The 23140-nt window shown below is 56.3% G+C and carries 22 protein-coding genes and 1 pseudogene; 14 read left to right on the forward strand and 9 right to left on the reverse strand.

Annotation, left to right across the window (positions count from 1 at the left end; all coding sequences use genetic code 11):
• Positions 1–225: 225 nt before the first annotated feature.
• Together BRA42_RS09880 and BRA42_RS09885 are read right to left on the reverse strand one after the other, a co-directional pair.
• Positions 226–1461, reverse strand: a pseudogene (locus BRA42_RS09880) (MBL fold metallo-hydrolase); the annotation flags it as partial.
• 91 nt (positions 1462–1552) lie between these two features.
• Positions 1553–2059, reverse strand: coding sequence for a flavodoxin domain-containing protein (locus tag BRA42_RS09885; RefSeq protein ID WP_342770512.1), 507 nt, complete (start codon positions 2057–2059; stop codon positions 1553–1555).
• Positions 2060–2146: 87 nt separating this feature from the next.
• On the opposite strand from BRA42_RS09885, the gene BRA42_RS09890 reads away from it, so the two are divergent.
• Together BRA42_RS09890 and BRA42_RS09895 are read left to right on the forward strand one after the other, a co-directional pair.
• The gene (locus tag BRA42_RS09890; RefSeq protein ID WP_292407690.1) at positions 2147–2788 is read left to right on the forward strand and encodes a tetratricopeptide repeat protein; all 642 of its coding nucleotides are present in this window, start codon (positions 2147–2149) and stop codon (positions 2786–2788) included.
• A 139-nt stretch (positions 2789–2927) separates the two neighbouring features.
• Positions 2928–3086, forward strand: coding sequence for a hypothetical protein (locus BRA42_RS09895; RefSeq protein ID WP_292407692.1), 159 nt, complete (start codon positions 2928–2930; stop codon positions 3084–3086).
• A gap of 154 nt (positions 3087–3240) precedes the next feature.
• On the opposite strand, the gene BRA42_RS09900 is transcribed toward BRA42_RS09895, so the two are convergent.
• From BRA42_RS09900 to BRA42_RS09930, 7 genes are all read right to left on the reverse strand, one after another.
• Positions 3241–3651, reverse strand: coding sequence for a hypothetical protein (locus BRA42_RS09900; RefSeq protein ID WP_342772132.1), 411 nt, complete (start codon positions 3649–3651; stop codon positions 3241–3243).
• Positions 3648–3920: a hypothetical protein gene (locus BRA42_RS09905; RefSeq protein ID WP_342772133.1), complete on the reverse strand. Its 273-nt coding sequence runs from the start codon at positions 3918–3920 to the stop codon at positions 3648–3650. The genes BRA42_RS09900 and BRA42_RS09905 overlap by 4 nt, the downstream gene beginning before the upstream one ends.
• A gap of 43 nt (positions 3921–3963) precedes the next feature.
• Positions 3964–5181: an ABC transporter permease gene (locus BRA42_RS09910; RefSeq protein ID WP_342770514.1), complete on the reverse strand. Its 1218-nt coding sequence runs from the start codon at positions 5179–5181 to the stop codon at positions 3964–3966.
• Complete coding sequence (locus BRA42_RS09915; RefSeq protein ID WP_292407702.1) at positions 5178–5849, reverse strand: ABC transporter ATP-binding protein; 672 nt, start codon at positions 5847–5849, stop codon at positions 5178–5180. Before BRA42_RS09915 ends, BRA42_RS09910 begins: the two co-directional genes overlap by 4 nt.
• 19 nt (positions 5850–5868) lie before the next feature.
• Positions 5869–7110 carry a hypothetical protein gene (locus BRA42_RS09920; RefSeq protein ID WP_342771818.1) on the reverse strand — a complete coding sequence of 414 codons (1242 nt, stop codon included), beginning with the start codon at positions 7108–7110 and terminating at the stop codon, positions 5869–5871.
• Between the two features lie 797 nt (positions 7111–7907).
• Positions 7908–8117, reverse strand: a complete 210-nt coding sequence (locus BRA42_RS09925) for a helix-turn-helix transcriptional regulator (protein WP_292407708.1) — start codon at positions 8115–8117, stop codon at positions 7908–7910.
• A complete protein-coding gene (locus BRA42_RS09930; RefSeq protein WP_292407711.1) occupies positions 8101–8577 on the reverse strand; it encodes a DUF2178 domain-containing protein in 477 nt (158 codons plus the stop codon). The genes BRA42_RS09925 and BRA42_RS09930 overlap by 17 nt, the downstream gene beginning before the upstream one ends.
• A 147-nt stretch (positions 8578–8724) precedes the next feature.
• Here BRA42_RS09930 and BRA42_RS09935 point away from each other — a divergent pair, with 147 nt between their 5' ends.
• From BRA42_RS09935 to BRA42_RS09990, 12 genes are all read left to right on the forward strand, one after another.
• Entirely contained in the window at positions 8725–9582 is an 858-nt protein-coding gene (locus tag BRA42_RS09935) for a DUF364 domain-containing protein (RefSeq protein WP_342770516.1), read from the forward strand.
• 328 nt (positions 9583–9910) lie between these two features.
• Positions 9911–10999, forward strand: coding sequence for a FecCD family ABC transporter permease (locus BRA42_RS09940; RefSeq protein WP_292407718.1), 1089 nt, complete (start codon positions 9911–9913; stop codon positions 10997–10999).
• Positions 10996–11799: an ABC transporter ATP-binding protein gene (locus BRA42_RS09945; protein WP_292407722.1), complete on the forward strand. Its 804-nt coding sequence runs from the start codon at positions 10996–10998 to the stop codon at positions 11797–11799. The genes BRA42_RS09940 and BRA42_RS09945 overlap by 4 nt, the downstream gene beginning before the upstream one ends.
• A 110-nt stretch (positions 11800–11909) precedes the next feature.
• Positions 11910–13151 carry an ABC transporter substrate-binding protein gene (locus BRA42_RS09950; protein WP_342771821.1) on the forward strand — a complete coding sequence of 414 codons (1242 nt, stop codon included), beginning with the start codon at positions 11910–11912 and terminating at the stop codon, positions 13149–13151.
• Positions 13152–13162: 11 nt separating this feature from the next.
• Positions 13163–13987, forward strand: a complete 825-nt coding sequence (locus BRA42_RS09955; RefSeq protein ID WP_292407730.1) for a class I SAM-dependent methyltransferase — start codon at positions 13163–13165, stop codon at positions 13985–13987.
• Between the two features lie 97 nt (positions 13988–14084).
• Positions 14085–14942, forward strand: a complete 858-nt coding sequence (locus tag BRA42_RS09960) for a class I SAM-dependent methyltransferase (RefSeq protein WP_342771822.1) — start codon at positions 14085–14087, stop codon at positions 14940–14942.
• Positions 14943–15851: 909 nt separating this feature from the next.
• Positions 15852–16856: a type IV pilin N-terminal domain-containing protein gene (locus tag BRA42_RS09965; RefSeq protein WP_342772134.1), complete on the forward strand. Its 1005-nt coding sequence runs from the start codon at positions 15852–15854 to the stop codon at positions 16854–16856.
• 2 nt (positions 16857–16858) lie between these two features.
• The gene (locus BRA42_RS09970; protein ID WP_342772135.1) at positions 16859–17347 is read left to right on the forward strand and encodes a type IV pilin N-terminal domain-containing protein; all 489 of its coding nucleotides are present in this window, start codon (positions 16859–16861) and stop codon (positions 17345–17347) included.
• Between the two features lie 341 nt (positions 17348–17688).
• Positions 17689–18819 (forward strand): hypothetical protein, encoded by a 1131-nt coding sequence (locus BRA42_RS09975; protein WP_342772136.1) that lies wholly within the window; start codon positions 17689–17691, stop codon positions 18817–18819.
• An 80-nt stretch (positions 18820–18899) separates the two neighbouring features.
• A complete protein-coding gene (locus BRA42_RS09980) occupies positions 18900–19343 on the forward strand; it encodes a hypothetical protein (protein ID WP_342772137.1) in 444 nt (147 codons plus the stop codon).
• A gap of 79 nt (positions 19344–19422) precedes the next feature.
• Complete coding sequence (locus BRA42_RS09985) at positions 19423–20412, forward strand: ATP-binding protein (protein ID WP_342772138.1); 990 nt, start codon at positions 19423–19425, stop codon at positions 20410–20412.
• A 3-nt stretch (positions 20413–20415) separates the two neighbouring features.
• Complete coding sequence (locus BRA42_RS09990) at positions 20416–22809, forward strand: S8 family peptidase (protein WP_342772139.1); 2394 nt, start codon at positions 20416–20418, stop codon at positions 22807–22809.
• The last annotated feature ends 331 nt before the right edge of the window (positions 22810–23140 follow it).

The following is a 23140-nucleotide window of genomic DNA, read 5'->3' on the forward strand; positions in this document are numbered from 1 at the left end:
GACGGCACCGTGGCCGCAGGCGACCAGGCACCGGCGCCCATACGGGGCGAATATTTCATTTTGCTTTTGAATCAACTCAAGCAACGCCTTGCGTTCCCGGCGTGCACACTCGCTGTCGACGTTAACCGACGTCACCAGAAAATCAGCGAGCGAATTGTAGCGTTTCCGGTCCTCATCGAGACTCCCAAAGTTGATCAATGTATCGGCGGTGAAGATGATCCCGTGATCGGGGCAGAAGAGATAGATCTGACCGTGCATATGTCCGCCCAGTGACTCAAGGACCTCGAACTCAAGGTCATGGACCGTGAATCGGGCAAGGATGGGAAAGATCGACCGCATGCCGATCGGCTCCTCCGGGAAGAGTTCGGGGTTCTCCGGCGGAGCGAAGTGCGAGAAGAGGTTGATGACGGTCGTGTAGACCTCTTCGAGGATCGAGGTCTCGTTGCGCGAGCCGTAGGCCCGGTTCGCCCGGCGGATGATCTCCAGGGACCCGGTGTGCGTATACGCCGTTGCGTCAAAGAGCCCCCCCGCCCCGCAGTGGTCTGCGTCGGCATGAGTGATGTAGACCCGTTTGATCTTCTTGATGTCCCCCAGGCCGTAATGCCGGAACATCCGCACGGCGTCCTCGTGGTAGATCCCGTATCCGGTGTCTACCATGACGGTCTCGTCCGGGGCCCGGAGCAGGAAGATGTTCCCGCCGCCCGGCATCTGAAAGCAGAAGACCTCGACGTTGTCGCTGACCGGGATACGCTGAACGTCCGCGTAAAACTGGTCTCCGGTAGTGTTTTTAAGCGTTCTTCCCGTAAGCAGGATGCTCTCAAAGACCTCTCGCGGGTCCTGCCCGCGGCTGTTGAGTTCCTGGACGATGTGGTTGACATCCTGCAGGAAGGAGAGCAGGAACCCGTCCTCGGCCGTACCGATCAGCCCCCGCACTGCCTGGGTGAACCTGACGTAGAAGACGGTGTCGTCGAGTCTCTCGCCGGTCGTGTCGTACTCGAGGATCTCGAGGCGGTACCGTGACTTCAATCGGTCGAGCAGGTTCTCCACGATCACGGTCTCTTCGACGTTTAAACTGATGGTGACACGCCCTGAGTCGCATCTTCGGTGCTCCTGCTCCGGTTCTACGAACCCTCCCAGGTCGCACCGCCGGTCGTCAAAGTCGATATAGGCGATGTTCGCCCCCGCCCCGGTGATGTAGGTGAGGAGGTCGAAGAGCGACCCGGGCTCGTGGGGGAGGTATACGGAGAACTTGAGGAACCCGAGCATAGGGAGCGTTTCCTGGAGGTAGCCGATCGCGTGGAGATCTTCCTTCATCCGGCAGTAGGTCTCCGGTGTGGCGGTCACCTCGAAGAAGACCGTGGCGGGGTCGATCCTGCGGTCGTACTGGATGCGGACGATGTTGCCCGCGTAAGATTTGACAATCTCGGCTGCGCGGTGCAGCGCTCCCGGTTTGTCCGGCATTCTGGCGATGAAGGAGTATTTGTTCACCCGATTCACCTAATTTGATTTCGTACACGTGAGCTGTCGCCCTATATGCGCTTTTTTGGTCGGGTCACGGCCCGGTGACCTTCGAGCGCACCTCCCGCGCCCAGGCACGAACGGCGTCCCAGTCCCGGAAGTCTCCCGTCTTTGCCCGGGAAAGTTTGATGATGGTGCGGTCCGGGAAGGAGAGGCTCCCGTCCTCCAGTCTCCCCGGAAAGAGCCCGATGTCCACCGGGTTTAAGAGCATCCTGACCTGGTCCATTGATGCTTCAGCCTTCCGGAGGGTGTCGGGGTCCCCGTCTGCAATCGTCAGCCCCACCGCAAAGTAAGCGACCGGTATGGTGCGCAGGCGCTTCTGGTGCTGTTCAATGAAGACCTGCGGCTCCGGGAGCCATTTTCCCATGTATATCGGACTCCCGATGATGACCGCCCGGTACGGGGAGAGGTCACGGACTTCGTCGACCGGCCTGACATCAACCGCTTCGCCGGCCTTCCGGAGTTCGTCGCCGATCGCCTCCGCTACCTCTGCGGTCGAGCCGTAGCGGGTGGCATAGGCAACAAGAAATCTATCCGCCATGATACAGTTATCTCTCGTTCAACCGGTCTTATTCGTTGCGGGAGGTACGGGTTAGGTTCTTATGGATTGATCCCCATTTAAGGTCCGATGACGACGAGAGAAGAGGGTGCCGGAACATGGTATCACAGAGGGCAGGCTTTCTGCAACTCCGGGAACTACAACAAGGCGGTCGTCTGCTACGATAAAGCCCTTGAACTTTCCCCCGACGACCCGGTTCTCTGGAGGCGGAAAGGCTTCGCTCTCATTAAGTCCTGCAACTACGCTTCGGCGGCAGCCTGTTTTGACCGGGCGCTTGAGATCGACCCGGAGAATGCGGGCGCCTGGCAGAGGAAAGGATACGTTCTCGCTCAACTCGGCGATCACAGCGGCGCCGTCGCCTGCTACGACGAAGCGCTCAGGCTGGACCCGCACCATGTCCTCGCCTGGCAAAGTCGGGGCTGGGTGCTTGAAGCCATGTGCAGGTACGATGAAGCGGCAGCCTGCTACGAGGCGGTCCTTGAGATCGACCCGGATCGCAGGTCTGCAGCCTGGCACCGAGAGCGTATGCGCGAGAGGGGGAACCTCACGGCGCTTGCATCCGAGATCCGGGAGGCGGAGCGGCTCGTCGAGGTCCCGGCCTGCGTCCGGGACGTGGTGACCGAACAGGACTTTGATAACGTCGATCTGGCCCGGGCGGTGCTTCGGGAACTCGCCCGGAGGGGGAAGAGGCCGGTTGCTCCCCGTCCGTGAATTTCCGGAGTCTATCCCGCCGGCGCGGGCGTGATCGGGTACGGTTCCCGGCCTCCGCCGTCCGTCTCGATTGCCGCCGGGATTCTTCCCGGTCGTGTTCGAGACGTTTGAGGACCTCGTTAATCCGGAGTATCTGTTCATGGATCTTCCCGGCGATTACTCTCTCTTCCATAAGGTCTGTTTCGGCCTGGATCACCTGCAGGGGGTCGCGGATGCGACCGATGAAGACCGCGAACGTATCTCTGGCAGACTTTATCGGGACTTCGACGGCGAAATGCACGGGATGTCGTCGATCTAACGATGCCGGACGTAACATGTGCGGGTCGGAGAGCCCGGAGGGGGATCGATCGCGTCTCCGGCCGGGATCACGGATCTTTAATTCCTTTTTTGTCCTCTTCCAAAGACCGGTGTTTTTCTTCATCGAATCGCCGCGTGTTCCCGGACATCCTCCTCTATCGTGGCTCCGAAGAGGCATCGCCTTCCCTGTCGCCGGGTATTCCGCCATCTGCTCTCTCTTCTGGAATCCCTAACGCTTCGATGAGTTCCTCCTCGGAGACCCCGAGTTTTGCTGCCGCAACAGCAAAGGTGGTCTGTCCCTCGCCCGGTTCACCAAGCGCTGTCTGGAGTTCCTCTTCGGTGACTCCGAGTGCGGCAGCAGCGGATGTCAGGTTCATCTGAGGCTGCCCGCGCTGTTCTGGAAACGTTCCGTTCGGCTGGAACGAGGTGTTCATCTGCGGTGCTCCCGTACCTTCCGGTTGGACTCCTGGAGGTTGCGCTCCGTCGTCCGTACTCGTACACCCGCATACGGTTACAAGAGCGACGAGAGCGGCGATTGCAAATATACCTGCCATCGGTAGTTTCATCGTCCCTCCCCCTCACCGCTCCCTGCGCCCTCTTCCCGGATGGCCGGGGGGTCACAGCCGATGCCCGGTCCGGCCTGAGGTTCCTGCTCTGCAGGGAATGTCCCGTCCGGTCGACACGCATCATTCGTCTGCGGTGTTTCCGTCCCTTCCGGTGGCAGCCCTGCAGGCTGCCGTTCTTCGCTCGCGTTCTTAAACCCGCACGCGGCTGCAAGGGCGTGAACGGTGCGAGTGATGATTTCGAAAATGTTTGTCGGTTCTTTCGTAGTCATACTCTGATCTCCATTTACAATGATTTTTTCTCTGGTCCTTACGCTATTCGGCCCGCAACGCCTCGATCGGGTCGAGATTCGATGCCCGCCACGCAGGGTAGACGCCTGTCGCGATGCATATCGCGGCGCCGATGGCCATGGCCATCGGGACGTAGACGATACTCCCCGGTGCGAAGAAGTAGTCGGCGGTGCCGACCATGCCGAGCACGACGATGTAGCCGATGATGATGCTTGCAACGGCACCGATGACCGCCCCGACGAGCCCGAGGATTCCCGCCTCGTAAACGAACATCCGCAGGATTTCGGCTCGCTGCGTCCCGATGGAGCGGAGAATTCCGATCTCACGCACCCGTTCGTTCACCGACATCATCATCACGTTGAAGATCGAGACCGCGGCAACGAGGAGCGAGATCCCCGCAATCGCCATCACGAATGTCGTCATCGTGGAGACCGTCGAGGTGATGCTCTCCATCATGCGGCTGCTGTCCTGGACGGTGACGGTATCCTCTTTCCTGTTGAGCTCGTCTTCGATCGCCGTCTTGACCGTGTCGATATTGGTCAGATCGTTCACGACGACATTGATCTGATCGTACTCGCCCTCGCCGCCGTACATCCCGACGAAGAGTTTATCGCTGCCGATGATTGCCATGTCCGTGTTGAGGTCCATGGACATTCCACGCTCCTCGAGGATACCGACGACCCGGACGGTTGTTGTGGCCCCTTCGTCGGGGTCGCCGATGTCGATCTTGCTCCCTACCTTGAGGTCGAGCCGTTCGGCGAGCGTCGGCCCGACCACCACCGAGGTCGTGCTCTTGGGGTACTCTCCCGTCTCGACGGTGAGAATCTCACGCATGACCTCCGGGTCGAGGCCGTAGATCGTCGCCCGCCCGGTATCCGACCCGACCTCGATCTCGTCGGACTCGGATCTGATGGTGTACGCGGTACCGTACTTCGCGACGATGCGCTGGATATCCCGGAACTCGTCCTCGGTGATCGCGTCTTCGTCGTCGGAATTTCCACCGCCGGGTCCTCCCATCATACCGCCTCCACCTCCGCCTCCGCGGTATGCGGTAACGGTGAGTTTGTTTGCCATATCGGAGAGTTCTTCCGTGACCGAGAGCGTCATGTTTGCCCCCATCATCCCGATCGAGGCGATGGCGACGACACCGATCACGATGCCGAGGGCGGCGAGGACCGATCGGAGGAAATGAAGCCGGACGCTTCTTGCCGAGAGCGCAAAGATGATATCCTTTCTGATCATGCCACTCTCCCGTCCCGTATCGTGATCGTCCGGTCCGCGTATGTGGCGGTCTCCGGGTTATGGGTCACCATGACGAGCGTCCGGCCCCGGTTATGGAGGTCTGCAAGGATCTCCATGATCTGGAGGCTCGTCTGCGAGTCCAGGTTTCCGGTCGGTTCGTCGCAGAGGAGGATCGCCGGGTCGTTGACGAGCGCTCTTGCGATGGCGATCCGCTGCTGCTGGCCCCCCGACAGTTCGCTGGGCTTATGGGTCGAGAGGGATTCGTCGATCCCTACGAGGGAGAGGAGATCTCTCACCCGTCCGGTATCGTCGTTTTTGCGGTGTTTCATGATGTAGGGGTACTCGACGTTCTCGTAGGCGGAGAGAAGGGGAATGAGGTTGAACTTCTGGAAGATGTAGCCGATGGAAGAGAGCCGGAGGCTGGTCAATTCCCGGTCGTCCATCTCCCGTGTGTTCTTTCCGGAGAGGAGGAGGTTGCCCGACGTTGGACGGTCCAGGCACCCGATCTGGTTGAGAAGGGTCGATTTGCCCGACCCCGACGGCCCCATGATGGCCACGAACTCCCCCTCGTCGATGGTGAGGGATATCCCCTTCAGTGCCGTGACGTCGCCTGCCGGGAGAGGGTAGATCTTCGTGACGTTATCGAGTTCGATAACCGGACTGCTCATGGATCTTCATCCCCGGATGTTACTTCCGGACCCGCGTAAGGATCTTTCCGAGGTAACCCTTCCGCCATGCGACGGCGACAGCCACGCACCCGATGAGCGCGAGGAGGATCTCGACGACCGGGATCTGCGCAAATCCGCCGCCGAACGATCCGAACATGCCCATCCCTCCTCTTCCGTTGCCCGTGCCGCCGCCGGGTCCGGCCGGGATCTCACCGCCCGCGCCCGTCTGCGATGCCCGTCCTGCGGAGGAGACGGTCACGGTCTCGGTGAAGATGTTGCCGTCTTCATCCCGGTACTGAACGACGAGCGGGATGGAGGATGCGTCCTGTGCATTGCACGTGACTTCGAAACTTGAGAAATCGTCCGGCTCCAGGCCGCCGACCACATAGACCGGGTAGGGATCGGTCGGGATCGCCGGGTCCTCGACGGTGACCTTGACTGAATATGCGTCTTTCAGTCCGGCGTTGGTCACGTCTCCGGTCAACGTGACCGTGCCGCCGCTTTGGACGACCTCAATGTTGTTGACCACGATATCCGGTTCGACCGTTCTCTGGCCTATTTCTACGGGTATGGTCAGGGTGGCGTGATGCTCGTTGATCCCGTTCCGGTAGGAGACGTCGAAGGTGAGTTCGGTAGACTGCGACGCTGTAATCTCGAACGAAGCGTTCTTTTCCTCATCCGGCGCCAGAGCCCCGAGGAAGACGGCTGTCTTGGGGGTCCTGACGCCTTCGCCGGTCGCAGTGACGGTTACGCCGTTCACGCTGCCTTCGCGGGGGTTTCCGACGGACAGGACCACGGTGTCTTTGCTGTTTGCCGGATAGGTCTCCGGAGCGTCGATGACGGAGACCCGGAGATCTGTGCTCTCGACCGTCACCGGAATAGAGTAGCGGACGCTCCCGCTGTTCTGGAGGTCCAGATAGAAGACCGGGTAGTAGATGCCGTCCGCAGTATCGGCTCTCACGGTGAACGTGAACGACATGGTGTTCCCGGGACCGATGACGCCCACTGCATCGTAGGTCTTGTCGTTGACGACCGAGATCCCATAGGGTAGCAGTTCAGCCCTGTTGACGGCAACGCCTGTCTCTCCTGTGTTTTTGACTTCAACCGTCACCGTGCCCGTATCCCCGTGCATGAGCGTGTCGGGACTGACGTTTACCCCGGTGACTGCGATCTGTGCTTCCGCCGACGTTGTCTCGGCCGCCGCAGCGGCGCCCACGAGTGCCGACAGAAGGAGGAGGAGAATGCATAGGTTTCGCCTCATTATCTCTGTCTCCGGCGCGTTGTGGTATCTGCATGAATCTCACGGCATAGATGCTGTTCCGGCATTGTTCCGGTGGTTTTCATGTTTTCACTCTCTTGGTTAACTGCTTCGTTGTCGTGCCCGGGTATCTGCGGGGCTTTCGACAATGTAATGTATATTTTACATATTGTTATTTATTGGTTACTAATTGGAGAAAATCGAGACATAATGGATCGTAAACTCGACATTCTCGCAAAAACGTTCGGGTTTCATCTCTCTTGGGATGCAAGAACTGTTGGAGGTGATCCCGCACGGGAGGTGGCGGAGCGTGAAATGCGCTGTACCCCAGGATGCGGCACAGCGGTGATCCCGTGCGGGGCGGCGGAGTTATACCGTCACGTTCGGTATAGTGTACATTTTGTTATTAAAACGTTACTGTCTCCCGGGTTTTTCCATGGGTCGGAGTCTGTCTCGACGAGGTCGTCCCAAAACACCTCAGCCGGGAGGGGGAAACCCAATCGCACCTAGCGGTGCTCATGCACCCGCCGTTCCGCCGGGCGCACCTCCCGATCCCTCACTCGAAGACCTCCGGTCTTCTCAAACTCCTGCCGTACCGGCAGTCGTTCCCCGCGTGGCGATACCCGGAGGGAAGCCGTGTCAGCAATTTGACACCAAAAATTGCTCAATTCCTCCCGAGGATGTGTCAAAATACTCTGAACGATATGAATCTTCAGCGCTAGATACTTTTGGGGTGACTTCGACACTTCCCGGTGAGACATGAGCAGACGCCGGGAATCTGGAGGGATCGTTTCGACGGATCAGGTTCTCCCTGCCGCATCGCTGTAGATGAAGATATCCTCGATGGCGACGCCGAAGAACCGGGCGATCTTGAAGGCGAGCTCGAGCGACGGATCGTACTTCCCTTTCTCGATGGCGAGGATGGTCTGTCGGGTGACGCCGAGTTCGTTTGCGAGCCCTTCCTGGGTGAGGTCGTGCATCGCCCGGTAGACCTTAATCCTGTTCTTCATCGGTATCCCAGTCTCCGTACTTGCGCGCGTAGTATTCCCTGAATCCGACATACAGGAAGATCATCAGGCAGAGCAGCGCCATCTGGAGGGTAGCAAAATTGCCGATGACCGGGAACTCGAACATGTCGGGAGGGGCCGTGCCGGGAGAGCCCGGCGGGTGGGGAGGACGCAGTCCGAGCGGCCTCGAAAACGCAACGACCGCGCTTCCGAGGTTGACCGCAAAGAAGATCACCCAGAAGATTTCCAGGGTCCGGAGCGCTGCTTTCTCTGTGATCAGCGCCGTCCGTTCGTCCTCGATCCTCTCTTCGACCGTCCTCCGCGCTCCGTAGATCAGGAGGACGCCGAGGACGAACGCAACCTGGATCAGGAGCGGCTGCTCACTCTCCACCGAGAGCCAGAAGATGGCAACCTCGGCGAGCGCAACGATGCCGGTCAGAAGGTAGAACGAGTTTTGTTTCATAGACAGCCGTTGTCTATGATCTTGTGCATTTCGTTATTAAGGTTTAACTTTCCATCCCCGATCTCTCGACCATGGACTTCTCGCTCCCCCCTCTTCATCCTACAGGTTAAATGGGCGCACTCCCTTATCCTATAACCAGGAAACTCCATGATTACCTCGTCTGTACGTCCCGGTTCGATTCTCGAAGAGACCCTTGAAGAGATCCAGACAATCCTTGGGAGCGATTTTGACTCCATCACCGTGGAGAGGGTCGTGATCGGGATCTTCTTTACCGGCGTGAAACTCAGCGACGGCTCCGGTGGCCTCTGCTTTACCCCGATAAAAGAGATCCCGGAAGCGGTCTGCTGCCCCAGCTCAGCCCGTGCCATGCCGTATCCGGGCCGGTTCACGGGGCGAAGCGCCGGGGAGTTTCTCCGCGACCTCCCCCGTGCGCCGCCGCTCAAAAAAGCGGTCGGTATTGCAATCTTGAACGCACTTTCCGAATCCTGCTGGAAGCGCCGGCCCGAAAGAGGGTATATCCGGGAGAGCGGGCGGGACGTGCTCGATACCGTGCCGCTGCCTGAAGACGGGTATGTCGTGGTGGTGGGGGCGCTCGTGCCGATCATCCGGCGGCTCAAAGCGCGAGGAAAGCCTTTTGGGATCCTCGAACTCGACCTGCGCACATTGAAGCCCGACGAACTGCCCTATGCCGTCCCTCAGGATAAAGCGGATGCGGAGACCCGCAGGGCCGACATGCTCGTCATCACCGGCACCACCCTCATCAACAACACGCTCGAGCCCCTGCTTTCCCTCGCCCGGCCCGGTGCTTCCATCGTCGTCGTCGGGCCGACCGCCAGCATGCTCCCGGATGCATTCTTCCGGCGCGGCGTGACGATACTCGGGGGGGATAGCGTCACCAGCCCCAACGACCTGCTCGATATGATCGCAGAGGGCGGTTCCGGGTATCATTTCTTCGGTAAGTCCGCGGAGAAGACGATCGTCCGCCGTTGTCCCGTGATCCGTTAGCAGGGGGGTCCGGCCATCCGATCGCGACTCGATCCGCCGCCTTCCGTCGAGGGGCAGTGAAAAAATGGCTCGCAGTTCTGTGCCGCATTCCCGAAGTCCCGTTCCGGAAAGGTGAAAAGCGGCGGCCGAACTTTTATCCGGCCACGTCTTTTGTTAGCGTTAGTTAATTAACATTGTGGGTATTATTTAAGATAATTAATTAACTTTGAAAAAGAACCAGTACCTATCCATGGTTGATGCAGTACCGACGAGATCGCCTCTTACAGGACCAGACGGCGCTACATCGGCGGATCAGTTGCACACGGCTGATGCGGTATCAGCCCCGTCCGTGTCGGATCGGGACCTCCCCAACTACCTGCTTCGGTTCGTTCTTCTGGTAATTGCCGTCGCTCTCTGCGTCATCCTCTCTTTTGTCGTCGGCAGATTCTCGATCGGCATCTCCGACGTTATTCTTATTCTCCTCTCGTCGGTCTTTCAATTCGTCATATCGCTGAATATCCCGATTCTCTGCGATATTGTTCAAATTCTCCTCTCGCCGATCGTTCCCGCGACGGAGGCCTGGGACGATGCGATGTACAGCGTTGTCTTCAATATCCGCCTGCCGAGAATTCTTGCGGCACTTCTCGTCGGGGCCGCCCTGTCGACGGCCGGCGCCGCATACCAGGGAATGTTCCAGAACCCTCTTGTCTCTCCCGATATTCTCGGGGCATCCGCCGGTGCCAGTTTCGGCGCAGCTCTTGCCATCTACTTTTATCTCGGGACCGGGGCGATTACGATCTTCGCATTCGCCGGCGGTCTTGTCGCGGTCGGCGCTGCGTATGCGGTCAGCCGCCTGACGAGGGGAAACACCACCCTCAGCATGGTCCTTGCCGGTATCCTTGTCGGCAGTCTCTTCACCGCATCTACCTCCTACATCAAACTCATCGCCGACACCAATGATCAACTACCGGCCATCACCTACTGGCTGATGGGCAGCCTTGCCGGCGCGACCATGGAGGACGTATATTTTGCGGGCGTGGTAATTCTTCTCGGCCTCGTCCCCCTGTTCCTGCTCCGCTGGAGGATGAACGTCCTCACCCTCGGCGAAGACGAGGCAAAGAGCATGGGAATCAACACCGACCTGCTCCGGCTGATCGTGATCATCTGCGCAACGTTCGTTACAGCAGTCGCCGTTTCCATCTCCGGCATCATCGGCTGGGTCGGCCTCGTGATTCCGCACTTCTGCCGGATGCTCCTCGGCTACGACTACCGGAGGGTCATTCCTGCGGCAATCATTATGGGCGGCGGGTTTCTGCTGCTGGTGGATGATTTCGCCCGGACGATTGCGACCACCGAGGTGCCGCTCGGCATTCTCACCGCGTTTGTCGGAGCGCCGATCTTTGCCTATCTCTTGATGATGGGAGGGAGACGATTATGAGCCTGGAAATTTCTCACCTGAGTTTTGCCTACAGCAGACGTACCCGCCTGGTGCTGGATGATGTCTCGTTCTCGGTGAAGAAGGGGGACCTCCTTGCCGTGCTCGGACCGAACGGTGTCGGGAAGAGCACGATGTTCCGGTGTATTCTCGGATTCTTGCGAAACTATAAGGGGAGCATTCGGCTGAACGGTAAGGACATCAGGACTCTCGACCATAAAGAGATTGCAAAGCATATCGCCTATATTCCTCAGTCAACGTATCCGGTATTCAATTACACGGTGCTTGATGTGATCCTGATGGGGACTACCAATCAGCTGAATCTGCTTTCGGTGCCCGGTCAGAAACAGATCGACGAAGCCTATGCGGCGATGGATAATCTCGGTATTACCCATCTCCGGAATGCGGGATACGGGGAGATCAGCGGCGGGGAGCGGCAGCTTGCTCTGATCGCCCGGGCGCTTGTGCAGAAGGCAAGGATTCTGATCATGGACGAGCCGACGGCAAACCTCGACTACGGCAACCAGTTCCGGGTGATGTGCCGGATATCGGGCCTCGCCCAGGAAGGCTACATCATTATTCTCTCGACCCACAACCCGGACCATGCATTTTTGTACGCGAACCGGACGTTGATGATCTACGGCGGGAAGGTGATCGCCGACGGAACGCCGGAGGATGTTCTGGATGCAAAACTGATCCGGGATGTCTACGGCATGGACGTACATATTGAGGAATGCCAGTGCGGTTCACGCCACCACCGGCTCTGCATTCCCATCATCGGCGCTACCGAGAAATACGGGTAGTCCTTTGTTAATATATTATCATTTACTTATACGACATTATAACATATCGTCTTTAATACTGTCGCACCCTGATCATAGTATATATCATTCCCGTTTCGGGAGGTGCGTGTGTGAAGACAGTTGCGAAAATACTCATGGTCCTCGTTCTCCTCTCCGGCACCGCCGTCGCATTCTGCAGCGCCGCTGCCGAAGAAGAGGATACCCGGACCTTTGTCGACGATGTCGGCCGGGAGATCACCCTGCCGGTTACGATAGACGCGGTTTCGCCGTCCGGCCCTCTGGCCCAGATCGTGCTCTACTCGCTCGATCAGGACCTCTTCGTGAGCGTCTCCAGTGAGTTCACCGGCGCCCAGGCAAAGTACATCGATCCCCGGCTTCTGACGCTTCCTGTCACCGGTCAGTTCTACGGCTCCAAGGCTTCGACCATGAATCCGGAGTCGATCATGGAGCTGAACAAGCAGCTCAACATCGATGTGGTTCTGGATATCGGGGAGGCCAAGCAGACCATGAAGGCGGATCTCGATGATATGCAGGCAAAAACCGGGGTTGTATTTGCATTTGTCACCCAGAACAAACTCGAAGATATTCCCGCTTCGTATGTGAAACTCGGCGAACTTCTCTCCCGCCCGGAACGCGGTCAGGAGCTTTCCGACTATGTCTCCGCGCTTCTTGCCGAGTTTGATTCCGGTATGAAGGAGATCGGCGATGATAAGAAGTCCCTGATCTATGTAACCGCCGTTGACGGCAATTCCGTGTCCATGATAGGAGAAGGGTCGTATCATGCCGAGGTTATCGATTATGTCGGCAACAACCTCGCCAAACCTGCGACGACGAGCTCCGGGACGGGCGACGGCTACACGATGGAGGACATCCTTCAGATGAATCCCGACTACGTTATCGTGGGGTACGTCGACGGGCACGCCTACTACAACAAGATCATGTCCGACCCGATGTGGCAGTCTCTCTCCGCGGTCAGGAACGGAAACGTCTATGAGGCGCCTTACGGTCCGTACAGCTGGATGGGGGGGCCGCCGTCGATTCAGCGGCTGCTGTCGATGATCTGGCTCGGCAACCTGATGTATCCGGATGTGTTCGACTACGATATCGACGATCGCGTCAAAGAGTTCTACTCGCTGTTCTTCAGATACGATCTGACGGATGCGGAACTGAACGACCTGATGGTTTATGCAAAACCCGCGCCGGCATCCGCGCCGACAGGGGCGGCCGCAGCGGCACAGACCTCCGCGGCAGCGCAGGCAACCGCGACGACGGAGGCTCCGGCCCCGCTGTTCGGCGTTCTTGCCGGTCTCGCCGCAGCGGCGGTTGTTGCCGGGAGGGGACGCAACCGGTGAGGGACAGCGGCATGGCGGTTGACTACATCTCGCTCTGGAATGAGCAGCAGGAGGCGGCGAACCGCCAGAAACAGCTCTGGAACGACGGCAGAAATTTCTGGGAAGATCCAGAGAACATCGGTCGGTTTGTGGACCGGCTGATGAACGGGGACCGGTCGCGCATCGAGGGCCAGATTGCGGCGATGCAGATCCCGGCAGGGTCTACGGTGCTCGACATCGGGGCCGGTCCCGGGACGCTTGCCGTCCCCCTTGCTCTTGCGGGCTGCAGGGTTACGGTCGTGGAGCCGTCCGCCGGGATGCGGGCCGCGATGAAGGATTACCGGGAGATGACCGGCGCCCCGGAGATCCGCGAGATCCCTTCCCGGTGGGAGGATGCGGACCCTCTGGAGGTGGGGGTGCACGATGTCGTCGTCGCTTCGTTCTCCCTTGCGCTGGACGATATCGGCCCTTCCCTTCTGAAGATAGACTCGGCGGCGAAGCGGTCGGTGCATCTGTTCTGGTTTCTGACGCCGCCTGCATGGACCAGAGCGAACTTCTGTCTCTGGCCGAAGCTTCACGGAAGCGAGTTTACTGCCGGACCGACGGCGGATCTCCTCTGGAACTGCCTGTGTCAACTCGGGATTTACCCGGATGTAACGGTCGAGCATGTGGACAAAGGGCAGCGCTACCCGACGGAGGAGGAGATTGTTGCCGACTACTGCCGGCGTCTTTATGCCCGCGACGACCGCCAGCGGGAGATCGTTGCCGCATTCGTGCACGAGAGAGTCGTGCGGACAGAGACAGGGTTCTGTATTCCGGGAGTTTCGAAGACGGCCCATATCCGGTGGGAGAAGTAACTATTCCCCGACCTCTGTTTTAGTAAACATATTTTGAGTGATCTTTCTGGAATAATAAGCAAGTTTGATTAATTTTTGGAACTTTCTCTTAGGTAGTATGTGTTGCGAAAATCCCGGCACGCCAGGTGCCGCAATCGACTACGTCCGCCTGTGGGACGAACAGCATGCCCGTTCTCTTGCACAAAAAGAGAGAATGGGCGAAGGCCGCGGGAAGTTCTGGTCGGATCAGGATGTGGTCGACCGGTTTGTCCGTAAGGTCATCTCGGGAGACCGGTCCCGTATTGAGAATCAGATTGCCGAGATGCGGATCGCGCCGGGTTCGTCGGTTCTGGATATCGGCGCGGGTCCCGGGACCCTTGCAGTCCCTCTTGCACTTATGGGCTGCAGGGTTACGGTTGTAGAGCCGTCGGCTCCTATGGGTGCGGCGATGGATAATTACCGCCGGCTGGTGAATGCTCCCCCGATCCGTGAAATCCGCAGTTGCTGGGAGGACGTCGATCCGGCGGATGCGGGGGTGCACGACGTTGTTGTTGCCTCCCGGTCCCTTGTCATGGGCGACATCCGCGACAGTCTCTTGAAGATGGATGCGGCGGCGGAGCACGCGGTGCACCTGTACTGGTTCTTTTCTCCTCCGTTTGCTTCGGGAGGAAACGCTGAACTCTGGCCGCTACTGCACGGGGAGCCGTACTGCGGCGAAGCGGACGCCGATATTTTATGGAATGCTCTCTGTCAACTGGGTATTTACGCGAACGTGCATGTTGAGACGCGGGACAGAACCCAGCGCTATGCCGGACTCGAAGAACTGAGAGAGGACTATTACAATCATCTCTCCGTAAAGGAGGACTGGCAGCGAGAGATTGTCGATGCGTTTCTCCTTGAGCGGGCGGTTCCGGACGGTTCCGAGTATGTTGTCCCGGGCCGTTCGCGAACGGCCCATATCTGGTGGGAGAAGTAGGTGATCTGTTCTTCCGTGAACGGGGCCCGGTGCTCGTTCCTCTCTTTTCCGGGAGGGGTGACGGAGCGTCCCCGTCGGACGCGGCGTCGTCCCGGGTGCACCGTTCATCACCGCCGGTCTCAAAACGGAGAGACCGGTCTTACCCTTTCGGTGTCTCATCATGGGAAGGCGGAAGAAGGGGCGGTACGAGGCGAGGTCCTCCGGTTTCACGCGGGAGGCACCGGGGCCGGGCGTGCATCCTGGGAGAAACAGCAAGGGGCGGGGCGAGGACGGCACCCCCGCTCGCCCCTTCCCGGGGTATGGCACGTTGCCCCGGGGTGGCTCCGTTTGATCCAGGAATTGCAGGTGCCCGGAGATGTTACCTTGGCGAAGAGGTTTTTTGGATCTCATTATCTGTGATGCACCACTGAGAGGTGACATCATACTAGTAGTTTAAGTTAAAGCATTTAACTTTAACTGTTTGTATATTTATTGTGATTTACATGCGGGGCGGGATCGGGTAGATTCGAGAGCCCCGATCCGACCGCTGCATCGCTAGGTGCGGCGGGTGCCCCCCTCTCCCGGCTGCCTCCCTCCGGATAAGGCGCGGTTCGGTTCAGGCCGATCTTTCCTCTACTGCGGCGGGGTCCTGTCGATTCGAAGAGAAAAAACGATCCGGGGCGTTTTCCCGCGGTGCAGGCATCCGGTTCCGGACTCTCCGGGAGATCCCGGGCCTCCGCTCCGGTAGTTGCGGCCCGGGGATTTTGTCGGGTTCGAGGAGGTACGACACTATCTCGGACTTTAACCATACGCCTGGCGGACAGTACCCCAGGATGGACGTGAGGGTATTTCGGCTGCACCCTGTTGTCAATATAATTTATTTAACTTGATCAATAAGTAAACAAAATAATATTGATTTATATACGTTGGATGCACACCCATGCATATCTCCAGGGCTTCTCTTACCCCGGGGAATACAGAGGTGATTTGATGAAAAATGGAACAACCATTAAACGAAGGGATGATGCGGTTTCACCGGTCATCGGCGTCATGCTGATGCTGGTGGTAACTATCATTATCGCGGCCGTGGTGAGCGGGTTTGCGGGCGGTCTGGTGACCTCGCAGGAGCCCGCCCCGTCGGCGAGCTTTGATGTCAGCCTGACGGATGATAGTATCGACCTCACAGTACGGTCGATCTCCGAGGAGGTCTCCTCCAAAGACATCGCGATTGTTCTTTCGAAAACTGGGCAGATGCGAAAACTGGTGCCGGGAACATCAACAGTACCGTTCGGATTTAACATCGTAGAACGGCCTGTAAAGGGCGAGGACGGTACAATCAACGGAACAGGTTTCCACGACAACGAAAACGTTACGATCGCTAGTAATAACTCCAAAATATCAGGAAATTATGCAGCAAATGCAAGCAATTCGATACAGTGGTTTGGAAATTATACCCTGAAAACCGGCTCAAGAATGAGCGCCTCTACTCATGCATTTGTAGATGTTCTTGGGGTACCGCTTCCTGCCGGTTTCAGTAAACTTTCATACACAAAAAGCGAGTTTCTCGATCTAACCGATGACCAGTGGAAGGAAGTATTTGGCGAGACCGTGACTGCAGGTGGGGGAGATAAAAACAATACTGCTGTCCTTTCAATCAAATCGGGGCAGAAGATTACAGATAAGAGTCTTGGTGAGTTCCTAGCAGGAAAAGGGTTTGCAACCGAGAAGAATGGCGTATATGAAGCAGCGCAGCAATTCTGGGTAGAAGCCACTGATACTAAATGGAAGTTCGGACAGACGATCGTGTACAACAGCGACGGCGATGGTAATGGAGGTATCACCGTATCTCCCGGTGACCGCGTCACCGTGACGATTGTCCATACCCCGTCGGGCCAGAGCATGTTTACGAAAACCGTTACGGTGAAGGAGGCATAACGATGAATGCGAGAGAAGAATCACGGGATGCAGCGGTATCGCCGGTCATCGGCATCATGCTGATGCTCGTCGTAACCATCATCATCGCCGCGGTAGTCTCCTCCTTTGCGGGAGGGCTGGGTACGACAAAAGATACCACACCGACGGTCACCTTCAATGCAGACCTGAGTGTGGCGGACGGTCTTACCATAACGTGTCTCGGCGCCACTCCCGGCAAGAACGTGAATTTCGACGTCTGTGTCGGCGACAGCAACTACTACAGAGTTGGAATGGGCAGCACGTCTACATTTACCCCTGGAACAAGTCTTCTCTATCCTGCAAAGAAACTTACGCAGGGATTTACCGATGCGTTTGGGGAATTTGACGGGTATGAAGGAACCGGGATGTATGTGCCGAATCCGAGCTTTATCGGAAAGACCTACGCTATCCAGTTGATTGATGGGGATTCCGGCACCACCATCGGGAAGGCATACGCCGTTCTCACGGCATAACTACTCAACTACCAACCCAACCTTTTTTTGGGATGCACGCCCCCGCCTCTCAAGCAGCGACCACGGCATACGTTCGCTGTCCTAGCGTTCCCCTGAGACTGCCAGGGAAGCGCCCTTGTCGGGAGAGAACTGCAGAGCCGTGCAACAGAGGATCACCCTCAGATCAGCCGGAAATACCCTGATAACCGGAACAGGTTGAATTTTCCGGCGACCTCCCATGCCGCCCTTCATTTGTGAACTTTCTCATTGTCAACGCACATTAAATAATTTTACTTTACAAATCCTTTTTGTTAATGAAAATTGTATACGTTGATGTAATCGAAGATCCATACCATTCTACCATGGTAAGAGAGAAACGACGCTACAGTTGCAGGCCACCGTTCCGCAGGATGATGATGATCGCCTTCCTGTACAGCTTCCTCATCACGTCTACTGTGTCCGCAATGGAGTATGTTCTCAACGCCGCCTCCATCGAACAGTTCAAAGGCGGCATCCGCTACGATGGAGAGGACGAACTCATCATCGAGATCGAGGATGACGTCACTATCTCCAGCAACTGCAATGTCGGCATCGAATCTACGGCTCCGGTAACGATCAGAAGTCCGGCGGGCAGAACGCTCACCATCATCGTGGACAGCGATGAAGAGTTCCTCTACGGGATCAAGGCCCCTTCCATCACAATCGAGAGCGGACGCATCGATATAACCGTCCACGGCGAGAACAGCAGCGGCAGAAGCAATGCCTTCGGAATCTGTGCGGAGTCGGGCAACGTCACGATCTCCGGCGGATCGGTATTCACGACCGTCGAGACCGCAAGCCACAAGAACAAAGGGATCTACGCCCTACGCTTCATCAACATCTCCGGCGGCCTCGTAAACACCTACCAGCGCGGCGGCAGCAACACCTTTGGCCTCGACGGCGGCAATGTGGAGACCGAAAGCACAGACGACGGCGTCATCATCTCCGGCGGACAGGTTGTCGTAAACTCGAGCGGGGCCGCGGCCAGAAACTACGGCATCGACTCCAAGTTCGGGACCGTGAAGATCTCCGGCGACGCCGTCGTTTTCATTCGCGAAGATGAGAGCGGCAGAGCGGACAACTTTGCATACAACAAAAACGTCACGACGATCTCCGGCGGAAACGCGGTGGTGTTCGCATCCGTTGGAGGGCATTACATCCTCCGCGAAGACGCGATCCTCACGCAGAATGCAACGCTGCTCCCCGGCGGGACGTTCGAGATCCCGGCCGGCCGGACACTTGGGCTCTCCGGAGAAGCGTATCTGGCGCAGCCTGAAGGTGCGCCGCTCCTCTTCGGCGAAGGCTACGGTGCGTTCGAGTATGCCGGGTCCGTCCCTGATGGGAACGGGACGGTGATCTACGCGGGCGAAGAGCCGACACAGCAGGCTTCCGCTCCGATGGCCGGATTGCTTGCCGGCCTGGGCGCTGCGGTCCTTCTTAGAAGGAAACAATAACACCTTTTTTCAAACCTATATAGATGTCTGGAGGTCCGAAGCCCTTCCGGAGAATATGAAGTGTTCAGGATCGGATACGGATGGTGGATGAATGTGAAGCCTTTGAGAAGATAGAAGCGCAGGTCAGGGCGCTGACGAGATATACCACCGTCCGGAGCATCCCGAAGGGGTTCTCGTTCGAACGGAAGTATCTCCTCTCCTGCGGTGATGCGAGACGGTACCTGCTCAGGATCGCCTCGCTCTCCGACCCGGAGGTCCTGCCGCATAAGCAGGCGGAGTTCGAGGCCATCAGGCGGTTTCAACGTCGGTTTACTTTCCCCCACTCGTGTCGGAATGCTGTTTCGATGAAATCGGGGAATCTTACACCGACGCAAGTGGGGAATCTTATCCCGACGTTGACATCCGTTGAAGTCGTTGTACGAGTATCCATTACAATGGGAGTTCATACGTTAGGGGTTGCACACCACCAGGTCGCAGTGCAAGTGAGCACGACCGGCCCTCTTCGCATTAAGATAGATATATAATTATTAAACCCATTCACATCATTTAATAGACAGAATGTTCGGTTCACCCGCTTAGATAGCCGGATCAGGTCGAGACGAAATGAACTCTGACGATATTGAAACGCTGTTTCAGGCCTTTGTTACGAAAAATGAGGCGTTATTTCATCAAGCAGCTCAGAGCATAATTGAGCATGAAGAACAATTGAACCACCACCTCGTAGCGGCGAAACTAAGGACAATTATCAATAATCAGTCGGTACACCAAACTACCCTCCCATATCGCACGCTGCCCATCCCCCGCGATAATGAAAAAGGATTCCAGTTACTGGAAGTTAAGCGACCATTTAGTGATTGGTCGGATCTGATTGTTTCCACAGAGTTAGAAGAAAAACTTCGGGAGATCCCGCTTGAGATTAAGAATCGAGATTTATTATCCAACTATGGATTAAAACCCAGAAGCAAACTGTTATTTTATGGACCTCCGGGAACGGGGAAAACACTCTGTGCAAAAGTTCTATGCTCAGCCATTGGCTACCCGCTGATAGTCGTAAAATTTGAATCGGTTGTTTCTTCATTTTTGGGTGAGACCGCCGCCAACATAAGAAAAATTTTCGATTATATAGATAAAGGGAAGTGGGTTGTACTTTTTGATGAGTTTGATATTATCGGCAAAAAACGTGACGACCCAAGTGAGCATGGAGAGATTAAACGCGTAGTCAATAATTTCATGTTAATGCTTGAAGATTATCAAGGCGACAGTGTACTCATTGCCGCTACAAATCATCCCCAATTATTAGATAAGGGGATCTGGCGGCGGTTTGACGATATTATCCAGTTTGAATTGCCGGATAAACAGTTAAGGGCACGCTTATACGAGAAGAAACTGAGTGTAATCCCTGTCGATCCTGTAGTAGCATATGATATATTTGCAGACAACAGCAAGGGTTTCTCGGGTGCTGATATTGAACAAGTGACCATTCGAGCAATGAAAAAAGCACTGCTGAGTAAAAGGAAAAGGGTTTCAAAGGAAGACATTGAAGAAGCAATACTAAGGCAGAAAGAAATTGTTTCAGTTCAAGAGAAGGTATAGTTCATGCCAGAACATCTTCGGTTACCATTGCATGAGGGGGAGCGTACGCTGGCGAGAAGGAGAGGAGGGGGACCTCCCCGTCCTGATCGTGAGGAAAAAGAGGGTTTTGCTGAAGTTCAGGTTTATAATTTAAATGAGATGCAGAACGAGCATCAGAAGAGGAAGGCACAGTTCTCAGAGTATTTTGATCCTAACCTGATATTTAGAATTGAGCTCCGATCTGAGATCAGTGAGGAGGAACTGAGCGAGTTCCTGAATCGTTGTGATATCCAGTACATCTCCCCCTCTCCTGCAAAAGATGGTGGTCTCCGTTACAGAGTGTCTCTGGCGGAGAAGGGAGATTTGGAAAAAATAACCGAAAAACTTGCTCGATATGGTCAAGAATCTAAGAACAAGACTTTTTTTAACGTTGTAGAGTCGTTTGAACCGATTCCCCCAGAGGATAAGATAGGCGAGAGGTTGGCCGAGAGGCCGCTGCTCGATGACGAGGTTGCGTATCTCGATGTCGAACTCTGGAGGATGGAAACCCCCCGGCTAAAGGATGTTCTCAAGGGAATTGAGAAGTTACTCAATGAAAAAGGCGGGGAGGTCACCGATCATATCATCACACAAAGTTTCTGCCTCATGCGGGTGAAGATAGGCGAGGAAATGCTCGATGAGTTGCTGTCCTTCCCCGAGGTGAGCTGCGTCGATCGACCGCCCCGCCCCACCTCCTTTCGTCCAGGCGAACTCCGCGTATCGTTGAGTGAGGTCGATACCGGCTCTCCTCCCGACCCGGGAGATCCGGCGATCGTTGTCCTTGACAGCGGTATATTATCGGGCCATCCTCTCCTCAAAAATGGTGTTGGAGATGCCATAAGTCTGTTTTCAGGATATGACGGGACAGATGACGTGGGTCATGGCACCATGGTTGCAGGTGTCGCGCTGTATGGTGATATCAAAGAATGCGCCGACATGAGGTGTTTTCACCCGCCTGTGTGGATACTGTCAGCGAAGGTGATGCATGGGGTAAAAGACCCGGAGACTGGAGTTATAGTTGCAAGCTATGATGAGGAGCATCTTCTCGAAAATCAAATTCTCCAGGCGCTCTGGTCATTCACAGGACGATACGATAACGTGCGTGTAGTGAACATCTCGTTTGGCGATCCCGCGTTGTGTATATCCGGGGTAAAGCAGCAATCGATGCTGGCATCGTTTATCGACGAGCTGGCTCATGAGCACGGTCTTATGTTCGTTATTGCAACCGGGAATAACGATGAGATGGATTTCCCGGACAAATACCCTCATTACCTCTACGAAGATGGCGAGAGGTGCAGGATTGTAGATCCGGCATCGTCTGTATACGCCCTGACCGTCGGATCTATAACACAGGATTACGTCTCAGATAAGGCCGAGGCGATTCTTACTCCGCACCAAGGCTATCCATCTCCGTTCACGCGAGCAGGACCCGGTTTGAACGGGATGATCAAGCCAGAACTCGTTGAAGCGGGAGGAATGCGGCCGTACAACGTGCAAACACCTTATCACATGGAGGATGCACAGACAGGTATCTTTGTGGTGAACCCACGGTGGATGGAAGAGAGTAGTCTGCTCACTACGGAATGTGGGACCAGCCTTTCTGCTCCGAAAGTCGCCAACTACCTGGCCCGGTTGTGCAAGAGATATCCCGGCTATACCTCAAACACGATCAAGGCGTTCTTACTCGCTTCTGCCCGTATCCCCGGTGATCGGCCGGAATCTCTGGACATTAATGTGCAGGGGGTTTCGACAAGAGAAGCTGAACCGATCTACAACATCTATGGCTTTGGTCAACCAGATCTCGCTTATGCTGAAGATTCCAATTCGAATAACGTGCTCCTTTTTGCAGAAAATACGATAAAAGCCAGGGGTGTTCATTATTACTACTTTTACCTCCCCGGTACGTTCGTCGATATGCAAGGAGAGCGCGAGATCTCTGTAACACTCGTATACAACCCGCCTGTCAGGAGAACACGTATGGAGTATATGGGGACACGGATGGAATTTTCTTTGTATAAGAATACGGATATCGAGGTTATCGCCGATCGCTCTTCCGAGGATGTGTTCTCAGAGCCGGCGAATGACGAAGAGCCGGAAGGTAACGGGGATAGCGGTAAGATTCCAGAAATAGTGCTGTACCCTAAAACGACTCTCCGCTCAAAAAGCATCCACCAAAAGGGCACACGAGTCTATACGAGCGCACCGGGGATTGACGTAACAAAACCCCTGGTTCTTGAGGTCTTGTGTCGGGGAAAATGGGTAGACGACGAGGAGTTCAGGCAAAGCTACTCAGTAGTGGTCACTCTTCGCCACTCCGCGCGCATCGATCTGTATAATCAGGTAAGGGAGAGAGTTGCACCAAGGGTCCGGATACGATAAGGTTGATCTCGATGAAGCGGCGGGAGGCAGACCGTTATCGCCTCTCGCTGGTACAATTTTATTCAGAAAGCCGGCGTCACCATCATAGACTCTTCACGCGGTAGTGCTCCAGCATATAACTGATAATCAATCTCGGCTGATTCGACTGAAGATTCTCATTATCGGGCTTCGATAAAACCCTATTCCGGTTTTCGCTCTTCCTTGACGCGGTTGGTGCCGGATCCGGCCTGTCCTTGAGTTCGACCAACTCTTTCAAGCATATCCTTATGCCGTGGACCGTGGCGGCTTGCGGGGAGAGGAAGGCCCCCCTGTCTCGCGCAAACGTCTCTCC

It is taken from the genome of Methanoculleus sp. UBA374, assembly GCA_002508705.1.
Taxonomy (GTDB): domain Archaea; phylum Halobacteriota; class Methanomicrobia; order Methanomicrobiales; family Methanoculleaceae; genus Methanoculleus; species Methanoculleus palmolei.